This is a genomic window from Rhizobium sp. WSM409, from assembly GCF_057653825.1.
The window spans coordinates 1,144,087-1,157,120 of sequence record NZ_CM172794.1 but is presented as its reverse complement, the minus strand read 5'-3'; the positions used below and the strand labels follow the sequence as shown (position 1 = coordinate 1,157,120).

Below are 13,034 nucleotides of genomic sequence, written 5' to 3'. Positions count from 1 at the left end.
TTTCCTCATCTGCCCGTGACGACAGGCGCCGACCCCTCGGCCAGCATCTGCGGCCTGCCGGCGGCAAGGTTCAGCCCTGATATCAGCAGGGTGAAGGCGACGACGACGAAAACGATGCGCAGAAGAACCTTCAGCGCATCGGCATCGTCGAGTACCAGCTGATGCCTCTCACGACGGCGTGCCCAGATCTGGCTTGCCAGGGCGATTTCAAGAATGCTCATTTCCGTTCTCCTCGACAGGTTTCGATGAAGCCTTGTCGAGTGCTGCCTTGCGATTTCGACAGCCGGCCGGCACAAAGATTTTTTCCACCGCTGTCGAAATGCAGGGAACTCGGTCGTCCAGAGTTATTGAGACGCTCACAAGGAGGCTGCCGCGATGAAATATCTCTGTCAGGTCTGGTTCGATGGCGGGGTACTCGACGCCATGACGAAAGAGGAAAAGATAGAACTCGACAGCAATTCCTTGAACTATGACAAGGACCTCGTCGAAAGCGGGCATATGATCGTCGCCCAGGCGCTGCAGCCGCCGAAATCGGCGGTGACCGTGCGGGTGCGCGGTGGCGAGATGTCAGTGACCGACGGTCCCTTCACTGAGACGAAGGAGGCGCTCGGCGGCTTCATCCTGATCGAGGCAAAGGATCTCAACGAAGCGATCCGGATTGCGTCAGGCATCCCGCTCGCCAGGCTCGGCGCGATCGAGGTGCGGCCAATCCACGAATTCGGAGCTAAATGAGGAGAGACCAATGAAATTTCTATGCCAGATCTGGTTCGACACGGAAAAAAGCAAGCTGGTCCCTCAAACCGAATGGGATGCGCTCACACAGGAGTGCATCACCAGCGACAATCGCTGGCGCGAGAGCGGTCATCTGCTGGTGGCGCTCGCCTTGCATGAACCGTCAACGGCGGTCACGGTCCGCCTGCGCAATGGCGAAGCCTTTGCGACCGATGGCCCATTTGCCGAAATCAAAGAGCACCTCGGTGGTTTTGTGCTGATCGAAGCCGAGAATATCGAGGAGGCGAAGACGATCGCGTCGAGTTTTCCGATCCTCAAATATTGCTCGATCGAAGTGCGCCCGACTTACTCCATCCAGGATGGGAAATAGCCATGCGCTACATCTGCCTGATTTATAACAGCGCCGACACGGACGGGACGCTGACGCCTGATGAAACCGATGAACTCGTCAAAGCGCATTTCGCCTTCGACGAGGAGCTGCGCCGCGACGGCATCATGATCCATGCCGATGCACTTGAGATGCCTGACAAGGCGACCGTGCTGCGGGTTCGAGACAATAGGCTGTCTGCTACCGACGGCCCCTATGTCGAGACGAAGGAGCATCTGGCCGGTTTCTACGTGATCGAGGCGCCGGATGTGTTGAAAGCCAGGGAAATTGCCGGGCGGATCCCGTCGGCGCGTTTCGGCGCGGTCGAACTGAGGCCCGTGCGGATGCTGACTCTGCCGGACTGAGGTGCCCCATTGGAAAGCGTGATCGAGGACATCTATCGGACGCAGTCGCGCCGGGTGCTGGCGACGCTGATCCGCCTGCTCGGCGATTTCGACCGGGCGGAGGAAGCGCTTCACGACGCCTTTGCCGCGGCCGCGCGGACATGGCCGACGGACGGTATTCCCGGCAACCCAGTCGCCTGGCTCGTTTCGACGGGGCGCTTCAAGGCGATCGACACGATCCGGCGGCGGGCGCGTTTCGATGCTTCGCAGCATCATATCGAAGACAGCCTCTACACGCCCGATGCAACGGAGATCGGCGGCATGGAACCGATCGAGGACGACATGCTGCGGCTGATCTTCACCTGCTGCCATCCGCTCATTCCGGCCGATGCGCAGATGGCGATGGCGCTGAGGGAAATCTGCGGGCTAACCACCGAAGAGATCGCCCATGCCTTCCTCATTCCGGCGCCGACGGTCGCCCAGCGGATCGTGCGCGCCAAAGGCAGGATCCGGGCGGCGAAGATCCCCTACGAGGTGCCGGGCCGCGAGGCGCTGCCGCCGCGGCTAGACCGGGTGCTGCACGTTATCTACCTCGTCTTCAACGAGGGCTATTCGGCCTCTTCGGGCGAGGAGGTGGTCCGCGCCGACCTGACCGCAGAGGCGATCCGTCTGGCGCGGCTGCTTCTGGCGCTGCTACCGCATCCCGACGTTTCCGGCCTGCTGGCGCTGATGCTGCTGCAGGACTCCCGCCGCACCGCCCGCCGCGTCGGGGACGGATCGCTGGTGCTGCTTGCCGATCAGGACCGCTCGCTCTGGGATCATGTGAAGATTGCGGAAGGCCTGGCGCTGCTCGCCGCGGCGATGGAAGCCGGAGAAATCGGTACCTATACGCTGCAGGCGGCGATCGCCGCCGAACATGCCCGGGCGCCGGCTGCCGAAGAGACCGACTGGCGGCGGATCGCCTTTTATTACGATCTGCTTCTGGCGGCGCAGCCCTCCCCGATCGTCGAGCTCAACCGCGCCGTGGCGATTGCGATGGCGGAAGGGCCGGCGAAGGGGCTGGAACTGGTCGATGCCATTCTGGGACGCGGGGAGCTGCAGGCCTATCACCTCGCCCATTCGGCGCGCGCCGATTTCCTGCGCCGTCTCGGCCGGAGGCAAGAGGCGATCGCCGCCTATCAAACGGCGCTGTCGCTCTGCCGGCAGGAGCCGGAGCAGGCGTTTTTGAGAAAACGGATTTCAGAGCTTGCCGCGGCGTCCGAGCGGCAGTGAGATCGCCGTGCCTGTCAGTGCCGAGACGATGATCAGCAGGTGGGCATTGATGCTTGCCTGCGCCAGCGCGGCAAGGGCCAGCCGCTCGCTCGAGGCGCCCAAGGCGATGGCGCCGGCGGTGATGCCGGCCGGATAAGTGCCGACGCCGCCTGGCGCATGCATCGGCAGCACGGAGGAAAGCTCGCCGCCGAGCGCGCCGCCGAAACTTGCGGCCATCGGCAACACACCCATCAGGCCGAGCGCCCAGGCCAGCACCATCACCTTCACCAGCCAGTTGACGATGGTCATCGCCCAGGCGCGCGCAAAGGCGATGGCATCGAGCGGCAAGCCGTTTTCGATCTCGGCGACGAATTTCTGCGCCTTCTTCGGCAGCAGTCTGGCGGCCAGGCGCAGCAGCGGCTTGCGGGCGGCGAAGGCCGCGACCGGCAGCAGCAGGAAGACACTCCAGAGCGACCAGGCAATAGCGGCATCGGCTGAAGCGATCGCAAAGCCGATGCCGGCGGCGGCCAGAAGCGCGTGCAGGTCGAGCAGCCGCATGACGAACAGCGCCGAGGTTCCGCGCGTCAGCGGAATGCCGAATTCGGTGCGCATCAGCAGCGGAAAGCTGGTCTCGCCGGCACGGAACGGCAGCATGATGTTCAGCAGATTATGGATTTGCGTGACGCGGAAGAGGATCGCGAACCGGCCGGCTGTCTCGTTCGGGAAATAATCATAAATGCGCCAGGTGCGCAGGAAATAGGTGCTCGTCAGCAGCACCAGCGCACCGATCACCGGACCCGCGCCGACATCGGCCCACTGCCTGATGATAACAGGCCAACCCCAGAACCATTGGATGAAGAGGCCATAGGCTGCGACGATGACGACCGTCAGAACGGTCATGCGATTGCGCATAAACCAGGATTGCCGGCTTTCAACGATCGAACTCTTCATGTAGTAGGCATTCCTCGCTTGGCTTCGCCATAGGCAGCGGTTCCGTCGCCAGGCCTTTTAGGAGAAATGAAGGTTGCGCACAACGGCGGAGTTGATGGCGGCGGTGGCGAACAGGCTTCCACGCCGACGATCCGAGCGCCGTGACGGCGCCTTGCCGGCTTGACGTGGAGACGATGTTGGAGCGGATTACCAAAAGCATTACGAGCGCAAGCATTTTTCTGGCAGGCTATTTCCTGCTGAACATCGCGCTTCGCATCGCCTTGCCGCATACGCTCGATCTCGACGAGGCGGAGCAATCCTTCTACTCGCAATACCTGCTTGCCGGCTACGGCCCGCAGCCGCCCTTCTACAACTGGATCCAATATGCCATCGTTTCGGTGACCGGCATATCGATGTGGGTGCTCTCGGTGCCCAAGAACATCATCCTCTTCGGCTGTTATCTCTTCTACGGGCTTGCTGCCCGCGAGGTACTGAAGAGCCGTTCGCTCGCAGCCGTCGCCATGTTGAGCCTGATTACTCTGCCGCAGGTCGGCCTGATGGCGCAGCGCGAACTGACCCATACGGTTGCCCTGCTGTTTGCGACCTCGCTCTTCCTCTTCGGTTTTTTCCGCACGCTGCGCCAGCCGACGATCGGGAGCTATCTCCTCATCGGCATCGCCACCGGCATCGGGCTCATCTCGAAGTATAATTTCGCCATCCTGCCATTTGCTGCTCTCGTCGCCGTGCTGCCAGAGCGGGAATGGCGCAGCCGGCTCATCGACTGGCGTTTGCTGCCGGCCGCCGTCCTTGCCATTCTGATCGTGCTGCCGCATGCGCTCTGGCTGCCTGACAATCTTGCCAGCGCCTCTGCGCCGACGCTGGAGCGGATGACTGCCGAACACCTGGCCCCGGCCGGCCTCCCCCGCATCGGGCAAGGACTGCTGTCTCTCGTCATCGCCGTCCTCGGCTTCGTCGCATTGCCGATCGTTCTGATCGCGGCCGCCTTCCGGCGCAACTTCTTTCGCGCGCTCTCCTCTTCCAGCCCGATGATCCGGGTGATCGAGCGGATGATGGTCATCAGCCTGCTCGCCTTCGTCGGCGTGATCCTCTTCGCCGGCGCGAGCGATATCCACGAGCGCTGGCTCGACCCATGCCTGCTCGTCCTGCTGATCTATCTGTTCCTGAAACTGGAAACCGCAGACCTCGATCTTTCCGCCGGTCTTGCGCGCTTCCGGCCGGTGGTGCCGGTCTTCATGGTCGTCATCCTGTCGATCCTTCTTTTCCGGATCGTCGGCATTCAATATATCGGCACTTATACGAGAACGAACGTACCCTTTTCCGGCTACGTTGCTGAATTGACCGCGACCCGCAAGCCGGTTCTGATCGTGGCGGGAACCAAGTTCGTTGCCGGCAACATGCGGCTAAAGTTTCCCGACGTTCCCGTCGTGATCCCGTTCTTCCCCGGTCCCGGAGTTCCCGAATATGCTGACGCGAAGGGGCCGGTGCTGGTTATCTGGCGCGGCGAGACCGCAGATGATCCAACAATTTCCCCCGGCTTCGCCAATGACCTCGTCAAATCGGGCATTCATCTGCCAGAGTTGAAGACGCTGACGCTGCCCTATCTCTTCGGTGACGGCAAACGCAGCTTCTCCATTGGTTACTCCTGGGTGGACGGCGGCGCGAAATAGCGCCCCGGCAGATCAGCCGATTGCGGGAAACCGGCATTGCCCGCTGGCAACCGGCGGACACTTCATGTAGTAGCCTTCCGCAAGTGCGGCGGCAGCAGTAAAGATTGCTCGGCCGTCCGGCCTTTTGGAGATGAAAGTTGCAGACAACCGTAGAGCCCATTCGCGGTACGAATGATCCGGTACAATCGCTCGAACTGTCGCTGGTCGTGCCCATTTTCAACGAAGAGCAAAGCGTCGGCCCGCTTGTCGAGCGCGTCGCGGCTGCGATGGTTAGCTACCCCCATCGCTGGGAGCTGATCCTCGTCGACGACGGCAGCACGGATGCGACGCTCGTCAACGCCCGCAAGTATGTGGGACGCGAGGGGCTGGCGCTCAGGATCGTCGAGCTGCAGCGCAACTTCGGCCAGACAGCCGCCATGCAGGCCGGCATCGATACCGCCCGTGGCCGCCTGATCGCGACGATGGACGGCGACCTGCAGAACGACCCGAAGGACATTCCTTCGATGGTCTCCGAGCTGGAACGGCGTGAACTCGACCTCTTGGTCGGCTGGCGCAAGAACCGCAAAGACGGCCTGTTCCTGCGCAAGATCCCCTCCTGGTGCGCCAACTACCTGATCGGCCGCATCACCGGCGTCAAGCTGCATGATTACGGCTGCAGCCTGAAGATCTACCGTGCCTCGATCATCAAGCAGGTGAAGCTGATGGGCGAGATGCACCGCTTCATCCCCGCCTGGGTCGCCGGTGTCGTCCCGAGCTCGCGCATCGGCGAGATGGCCGTCACCCACCATGCCCGGGAGCACGGCGTTTCGAAATACGGCATTTCGCGCACCTTCCGCGTCATCCTCGATCTGCTGTCGGTGATGTTCTTCATGCGCTACAAGGCGCGGCCGGGGCATTTCTTCGGTTCGCTGGGTCTCGGCCTCGGCGCGCTCGCCATGCTGATCCTGCTCTATCTCGGCTTCGACAAATTCATCCTGGGCAACGACATCGGCACGCGACCGATGCTGATGGTCGGCGTCGTGCTGCTGCTGTCGTCGGTACAGATGATCACCACCGGCATCCTGGCGGAAATGATCGCGCGCACCTATTACCGCGACGATGCCTCTCCGAATTATATCGTGCGGCAGATCTTCGACGATCAAAGCCAAGCCTAAGCCGGCAGCACGATGCTGGAGCGCGCGACGAGGACGATCAGAACCGCGGGCCTGCTGCTTGCAGCCTATTTCGTGCTCAACATCGCGCTGCGCATCGCGCTTCCGCATTCGCTGGAGCTCGACGAGGCCGAGCAATCCTTCTTCTCGCAATATCTGCTGGCCGGCTACGGCCCGCAGCCGCCCTTCTACAACTGGATGCAATATGCCGTCGTTTCGGTGACGGGCATGTCGATCGGCGCGCTGATCGTTCCGAAAAACATCCTGCTGTTCCTATCCTATCTCTTCTATGGCCTTGCCGGGCGGCGCGCGCTGAAGGACGAGGCGCTTGCCGCCGTCGGCATGCTGGCGCTGATCACCCTGCCCCAGGTCTCCTACATGGCCCAGCAGGATCTGACCCACACGACGGCGCTGCTCTTTGCCAGTTCGCTGTTTCTCTACGGCTTCTTCCGCACGCTCGACCGGCCCGATATGGCGAGCTACCTGCTGCTCGGGCTTGCGACCGGCATCGGGCTGATCTCGAAATATAATTTCGCCCTGATGCCTGTCGTCGCCTTGATCGCCATCCTGCCCGATGCCGAATGGCGGCGCCGGGCGCTCGACTGGCGCATGCTGGCAGCGATCGCTGTTGCGCTCGTCATCATCCTGCCGCACGCGATCTGGCTGCAGGGCAATCTCGCATTCGCCTCCTCCGACACTCTGGTCAAGATGGCCGCCGGCAGCGAACCCGCCGGCGCAGTGCGGATCGGCAAAGGCCTTCTCGCCTTTCTCGTCGCCATCATCGCCTTTGCGGCGCTGCCGGTCACTATCTTCGCCGCCACCTTCCGCCGGGATTTTGTCCGGGCGCTTTCGGCGGGCAACCGCTGGACTGCGATGATGGAGCGGATGATGCTCGCAAGTCTTGCCGGCATCGTTCTGATCGTGCTGTTCACCGGCTCTACCACGGTGCGCGAGCGCTGGCTCGACCCCTTCCTGCTAGTGCTGCCGATCTATTTCCTGGCGAAGATGCAGGCGGCCGGGCTCGACCTTTCCGCCGGGCTGCGCCGCTTCCGGCCGGTGTTGCCGGTGCTGATGGCCTGCGTGCTGATCGCACTCGGCTTCCGCGTCGTCGGCGCCGGGCTGATCGGCACTTACAGCCGGCCGAATGTGCCGATGGCGGGTTTTTCGCGCGAGATGACGCAACAGGCACAACCGGCGCTGGTGATCGCTTCCGACACCTATATCGGCGGAAACATGCGGCTGCAATTTCCCGATGTGCCGGTGGTGATCCCGGATTTTCCGGCACCGGGCATTCCGGCCTATGCCGAGGCCAAGGGGCCGGTGCTGATCGTCTGGCGCGGCAAGAAGACGGCGACGGCTGCCGATGCGGTGATGCCGGAGCGTTTTTCTTCGGCGCTGACGGCGGCTGATATCGCGCTGCAGGAGATCGGCTCGCTGTCGCTTCCCTATTACTTCGGCCGCCAGGGCGACAATTTCGCGCTCGGCTACGCCTGGGTTCGGCCGGAGAGCAAATAGAATGACCGAGAGCAACCGTCGCGGCCTGAGTTGGATCTTTGTCCTGCTGGCGGCCTATTTCGTGCTTCAGGTCGGCGTGCGGCTCGCAACCTCGCATTCTCTCGATCTCGACGAAGCCGAACAGGCCTTCCGCTCGCAATGGCTTGCCGCCGGCTACGGCCCGCAGCCGCCCTTCTACAACTGGCTGCAATACACCGTCTTCCAGTTCGCCGGCGTCTCGCTAACCGCCCTTTCGGTGGTGAAGAACCTACTGCTGTTCAGCTCCTACGTGCTCTACAGCCTGACCGCGCGGCTTATCCTGCGCGACAAGGCGCTGGTGGCGATCGCCACGCTCGGACTGCTGACCATCCCGCAGATGGCTTTCGAGATGCAGCGCGACCTGACGCACACGGTCGCCGTGTTCTTCTCGGCCAGCATCTTCTTCTACGGCTTCATCCGCAGCCTGAAGCAGCCGAGCCTTGCCTCCTATCTCATCGCCGGCATCGGCATCGGTTTCGGCCTGCTTGCTAAATATAATTTCGCGATCCTGCCGGCGGCCGCCCTGATTGCCGCGCTTTCGGATGCGCGCCTGCGGCCGCGGATCTTCGACTGGCGGCTGGTGCTGACGGCGGCGGTAGCGCTCGTCATCATCCTGCCGCATCTCTTCTGGCTGAAGGACAATCTCGATTTCGCCACCGCACGCACCCTGGAGAAGATGACCGCGAGCGGCCATGCGAGCTATCTCACGCAGGTGGCCATGGGCGTCAGTTCTCTGGCTCTCGCCATCATCAGCTTTGCCGGATTGACTGTGGCGGTGTTCGCGATCGTCTTCGGCAAGAGCCTTCGTCCGGCGCTGACCGCCGGTTCGGAATGGACGCGGCTGTTCGAGCGGATGATGCTCGTCTTCCTCGCCGGCATTCTGCTTCTGATCGTCTTCGGCGGCGCGGCCGGCATCAAGGATCGCTGGCTGGTGCCGATGCTCTTCATCCTGCCGCTCTATTTCTGCCTGAAGATCGAGGCAGTGGGCGTCGCGACAGACAGGGCGTTCAGGCGTTTCATGCCCATCGTCGCCGTCATCATGATCGGCGTGCCGGCGGCCCTTTACGGCAGCGTCACGGCGGCACGTATCACCGGTCATTACGAGCGGCTGAACAGGCCTTATGCCGGAATGCTGGAAACCTTGCGCAAACAGGCCGAACCGGCGGCGATCCTTGCCGGGGACAGCCTGCTCGCCGGCAATCTCAGGCAGGATATTCCCGGCGTGCCGATCCTCTCGGTGGATTATCCTGGCTTCCACCCGGATCTTACCGGCCGGCGACCACTTCTCCTGGTGTGGCTCCTCCCGCAGAAGGGGGGAAGCGAAGCTCTTCCGCCTGATATGGCTGAATGGCTGCAGACCCATCTCGGCGTGTCCGCACCGCAGGCGTCGGTGATCGACGTGCCCTATCTCTATGGGCGCGGCGACGACCGCTACCGTTTCGGCTATGCTTGGGTCAACCAGCCGGGCTGAGCACAATCAGGATTTCAGCTCCTTCCAGGCCAAATCCAGCGCCAGTTTCGTGATCCTCGCTATCTCATTCACTGTGCTCGGAGGCGCTGAGCCATTAGCTCGTTGGCCATATCCAGCATGCTCGAACATTGTAAAAGTATTGTATTTGTCATACACTAAGAGCAGGGAGTAAATTTACATGGCACGGGCAAAAACCTTTTCCCTTGGCGATACCTATGACGGGATTCTATCGGATCTTGTCCGCAATGGCCGGTTCGGCACCGAAACCGAGGCCGTGCGGGCAGGCATCCGTATGCTCGCCGACCACGAGCTGAAAATGCAGGTGCTGCGTAAGGATATTCAGGCGGCGGATGCCGAGATCGAAGCCGGCCTCGGCAAGGAATACGCTACCGGCGCGGAGTTCCTCAAAGACGTCATGAACGAAAGCTAAGGCCATCAAACCGAAACGCCTGATTATCGCTCCATCCGCCATTGAGGATCTGCGGAATATTCGACGCTATATCGCCGAGAGCAGCCCCCACTACGCGCATGAGTTTCTGGCCGACCTGACCGCGAAGATCGCCTGGATCGCCGAAGTGGACTTCACCGGATCTCCACGCGACCACATTGCGGAAGGCCTGCGCGGCCTGCCCTACCGGAACCGCTGCATCTACTACCGCTCCTATCACGACCGCATCGTTGTCCTACGTGTCAAGCATGGCGCCGAGGATATCAAGTCGCAGGATTTCGAGCTTTAGGCCCAGCTAGCTGGGCTGAGCGCAATCAGGATTTCAGTTCCTTCCAGGCCAAATCGAGCGCCAGCCTGGTGATCCTCGCCATCTCGTCCACCTCGGCGTGGCTGATGACGAGCGGCGGCGAGGCGAGCATGCGGTCGCCGGTGGCGCGCAGCACGAGACCGTTCGCCAGCGCGTGGTTGCGCACCAGCGCACCGACCTGATCGGGCTTGGCATAACGAGCGCGCGTGCTCTTCTCGGCGGCAAGCTGCAGTCCGCCCATCAGGCCGATGCTGGCGGCTTCGCCGACCAGATCATGGTCTGCGAGCTCTGCCCAGGCCCTGCCGAAATAGGGGCCGATATCGTCGCGCACGCGCTCGACCAGTCTTTCCTCTTCGATGATGCGCAGGTTTTCGAGGGCTGCGGCAGCGCAGACCGGGTGGCCGGAATAGGTGAAACCGTGGTTGAAGTCGCCGACATCGTTGATCAGCACATCGGCGATGCGGTCGCTGACGAGTACGCCGCCGATCGGCAGGTAGCCGGAGGAAAGCCCCTTGGCGATCGGCGCCAGATCGGGCTCGACGCCGAAATACTGGTGGCCGAACCAGGCGCCCAGTCGGCCGAAACCGCAGATCACCTCGTCGGTCACCAGCAGGATATTGCGCGCCTTGCAGATGCGGTCGATCTCCGGCCAGTAGGTCTCGGGCGGGATGATGACGCCGGCAGCCCCCTGTACCGGCTCGGCGACGAAGGCGGCGACGTTCTCCTCGCCGAGTTCGTCGATCTTCGCTTCGAGCTCTCGGGCAACCTTGAGACCGAATTCGGCCGGTGAGAGATCGCCGCCCTCGCCGTACCAATAGGGCTGGCCGATATGGACGATGCCGGGGATCGGCAAGTCGCCCTGCTCATGCATGTATTTCATGCCGCCGAGGCTGGCGCCGGCAACGGTCGAACCGTGATAGCCGTTCTTTCTCGATATGACGATTTTCTTCGACGGCTTGCCGATGGCGCTCCAATAGACACGCGCCATGCGGAACCAGGTGTCGTTCGCCTCCGAGCCGGAGCCGGTGAAGAAGATGTGGTTGAACCGCTCCCCGGCATGGGAGGTGACCTTCTGCGCAAGCAGCGTCGCCGGCGTCGAGGTCGTGCCGAAGAAGGTGTTGTAATAGGGCAGCTCATTCATCTGCCTGGTGGCGGCATCGGCGATCTCCCGGCGGCCATAGCCGATATTGACGCACCAGAGGCCGGCGAAGCCATCAAGATATTTCCTGCCGTGATTGTCGAAGATGTAGACGCCCTCGCCGCGTTGGATGATACGCGCGCCCTCGGCATTCAGCTTCTTCATGTCGGCGAAGGGATGCAGGTGGTGCGCAGCGTCGATCGCGGCAAGATTCGAGGGTGGGTAAGTATCGGGCATGACTGGTAAAAGACCCTCGCGGATTGAAAGGCTGATGTCGATGAGATAGGAGCTTGGCCTTGTCCCGGAGGATTTTCAAGGTCATGGCGAGCGACAGGATGGACGGCAAGGCCGACGGCGGCGATCCGCGCTTCGAGATCCTGATCGTCGGCATGAATGGCGACCTGCGTGGCAAGCAGCTTCCACCTGGTACCGAAGACAAGGTCTGGGCCGGTGACATCCGCCTGCCGACCTCGACGCAATCGCTCGACATCTGGGGCGACGACAATGACGATATCACCGGCCTGTCGCTGACGATCGGCGATCCCGACGGCAAGGTCATCCCCGACCGGCGCAGTCTGGCGCCGATGCCTTGGGCGCCCGAGGGCTCGATGCAGGTGCTCGCCACCATGCACGAATTCGACGGCAGCCCGAGCTTCATGGATCCGCGCGCCATCCTCGCTTCGGTGCTGGAGCGCTATGCGGCGCGCGGGCTGACGCCCGTCGTCGCCACCGAGCTGGAATTTTACGTGATGTCGGGAGACTGGCGCGAAACCGGACGCCCCTGCCCGCCCGAAAGCCTCACCTTTCGCGGCGAACCGAACGGTTTTCAGCTCTACGACATGAGCGTCGTCGACGCGCTCGACGGCTATTTGCAGACGCTGAGGGCCTATGCGAGAGCGCAGGACCTGCCGGCGGATGCGACGACAGCGGAATTCGGTCCGGGCCAGTTCGAGGTCAACCTGCTGCACCGCGCGGACGCGCTGGCAGCCGCCGACGATTGCCTCTATCTCAAGCGCATCGCCGAACAGGCGGCGCGCCGGCACGGGCTGAAATCGACCTGCATGGCCAAACCCTATTCCGAACATGCCGGCTCCGGCCTGCATGTGCATGCGAGTATCATCGACGGACAAGGCCGCAACATCCTCGATGCCAAGGGCGGCGAGCCGAAGATGCTCAAATCGGTGATAGCAGGCCTGCTCGACTCCATGCGCGCGGCGCAGCTGATCTTCGCCCCCTTCGCCAATTCCTACCGCCGCTTCCAGCTCGGCTCGTTCGCGCCTGTCGATCTGACCTGGGGAAGCGGCCATCGCGGCACGGCGATCCGCATACCCGACAAGGATGGTCCGGCCGCACGCATCGAACACCGCGTCGCCGGCGCCGACGCCAATCCCTATCTGCTGCTGGCAGCGATCCTCGGCGGCATGCTCACCGGTCTCGACAGCGAACTCGACCCCGGCGAAGAGACGACGCCCTCGCACACACCGGTGAATACGGCGCGACTGACGCATGACTTCCTCAGCGCCGTCGACACCTTCCACACCTCGCCGTTCATCACCGATATCTTCGGCGCGCGTTATCAGGCGCTCTATGGCGACACCAAGCGCAAGGAAGCGCTTGCGCATCTGCGCACCGTTTCGGATTTCGACTACCGCACCTATCTGCCGCGGCTCTGAA

Annotated in this window: 14 protein-coding genes; 11 read left to right on the top strand and 3 right to left on the bottom strand. The window is 62.5% G+C overall.

What is annotated here, in order from left to right; all coding sequences use genetic code 11:
- Positions 1-5 precede the first annotated feature (5 nt).
- Positions 6-221: a hypothetical protein gene (locus AC25BC_RS05835; protein ID WP_245459826.1), complete on the bottom strand. Its 216-nt coding sequence runs from the start codon at positions 219-221 to the stop codon at positions 6-8.
- Between the two features lie 154 nt (positions 222-375).
- Here AC25BC_RS05835 and AC25BC_RS05830 point away from each other — a divergent pair, with 154 nt between their 5' ends.
- Genes AC25BC_RS05830 through AC25BC_RS05815 form a run of 4 tightly spaced genes read left to right on the top strand, consistent with a single transcriptional unit; the run spans position 376 to position 2,715 of the window.
- Positions 376-732, top strand: coding sequence for a YciI family protein (locus AC25BC_RS05830; RefSeq protein WP_113547134.1), 357 nt, complete (start codon positions 376-378; stop codon positions 730-732).
- Positions 733-742: 10 nt separating this feature from the next.
- Positions 743-1,102 (top strand): YciI family protein, encoded by a 360-nt coding sequence (locus tag AC25BC_RS05825; RefSeq protein WP_113547133.1) that lies wholly within the window; start codon positions 743-745, stop codon positions 1,100-1,102.
- A 2-nt stretch (positions 1,103-1,104) separates the two neighbouring features.
- On the top strand, positions 1,105-1,464 hold the full coding sequence (locus tag AC25BC_RS05820; protein WP_113547132.1) for a YciI family protein: 360 nt from the start codon (positions 1,105-1,107) through the stop codon (positions 1,462-1,464).
- A gap of 9 nt (positions 1,465-1,473) precedes the next feature.
- Positions 1,474-2,715 carry an RNA polymerase sigma factor gene (locus AC25BC_RS05815; protein ID WP_128439191.1) on the top strand — a complete coding sequence of 414 codons (1,242 nt, stop codon included), beginning with the start codon at positions 1,474-1,476 and terminating at the stop codon, positions 2,713-2,715.
- Here AC25BC_RS05815 and AC25BC_RS05810 read toward each other — a convergent pair.
- Positions 2,683-3,645 carry a lysylphosphatidylglycerol synthase domain-containing protein gene (locus AC25BC_RS05810; RefSeq protein ID WP_128439192.1) on the bottom strand — a complete coding sequence of 321 codons (963 nt, stop codon included), beginning with the start codon at positions 3,643-3,645 and terminating at the stop codon, positions 2,683-2,685. The two genes, AC25BC_RS05815 and AC25BC_RS05810, sit on opposite strands and share 33 nt — an antisense overlap.
- Positions 3,646-3,818: 173 nt before the next feature.
- On the opposite strand from AC25BC_RS05810, the gene AC25BC_RS05805 reads away from it, so the two are divergent.
- The 6 genes from AC25BC_RS05805 to AC25BC_RS05780 all read left to right on the top strand — a co-directional run bounded on the left by AC25BC_RS05805 (position 3,819) and on the right by AC25BC_RS05780 (position 10,204).
- Positions 3,819-5,312, top strand: coding sequence for an ArnT family glycosyltransferase (locus AC25BC_RS05805; RefSeq protein ID WP_128439193.1), 1,494 nt, complete (start codon positions 3,819-3,821; stop codon positions 5,310-5,312).
- A 137-nt stretch (positions 5,313-5,449) separates the two neighbouring features.
- Positions 5,450-6,466 carry a glycosyltransferase family 2 protein gene (locus AC25BC_RS05800; RefSeq protein WP_003546851.1) on the top strand — a complete coding sequence of 339 codons (1,017 nt, stop codon included), beginning with the start codon at positions 5,450-5,452 and terminating at the stop codon, positions 6,464-6,466.
- 12 nt (positions 6,467-6,478) lie between these two features.
- On the top strand, positions 6,479-7,978 hold the full coding sequence (locus tag AC25BC_RS05795; protein ID WP_012756747.1) for a glycosyltransferase family 39 protein: 1,500 nt from the start codon (positions 6,479-6,481) through the stop codon (positions 7,976-7,978).
- A 1-nt stretch (position 7,979) separates the two neighbouring features.
- Positions 7,980-9,467 carry an ArnT family glycosyltransferase gene (locus tag AC25BC_RS05790; RefSeq protein ID WP_128439194.1) on the top strand — a complete coding sequence of 496 codons (1,488 nt, stop codon included), beginning with the start codon at positions 7,980-7,982 and terminating at the stop codon, positions 9,465-9,467.
- Between the two features lie 178 nt (positions 9,468-9,645).
- Complete coding sequence (locus tag AC25BC_RS05785) at positions 9,646-9,897, top strand: ribbon-helix-helix domain-containing protein (protein WP_012756745.1); 252 nt, start codon at positions 9,646-9,648, stop codon at positions 9,895-9,897.
- A 4-nt stretch (positions 9,898-9,901) separates the two neighbouring features.
- Complete coding sequence (locus AC25BC_RS05780; RefSeq protein ID WP_080518538.1) at positions 9,902-10,204, top strand: type II toxin-antitoxin system RelE/ParE family toxin; 303 nt, start codon at positions 9,902-9,904, stop codon at positions 10,202-10,204.
- Positions 10,205-10,229: 25 nt separating this feature from the next.
- On the opposite strand, the gene AC25BC_RS05775 is transcribed toward AC25BC_RS05780, so the two are convergent.
- Positions 10,230-11,597, bottom strand: coding sequence for an aspartate aminotransferase family protein (locus tag AC25BC_RS05775; protein WP_128439195.1), 1,368 nt, complete (start codon positions 11,595-11,597; stop codon positions 10,230-10,232).
- Between the two features lie 83 nt (positions 11,598-11,680).
- Here AC25BC_RS05775 and AC25BC_RS05770 point away from each other — a divergent pair, with 83 nt between their 5' ends.
- On the top strand, positions 11,681-13,033 hold the full coding sequence (locus AC25BC_RS05770) for a glutamine synthetase family protein (RefSeq protein ID WP_128439266.1): 1,353 nt from the start codon (positions 11,681-11,683) through the stop codon (positions 13,031-13,033).
- Position 13,034: the final 1 nt, after the last annotated feature.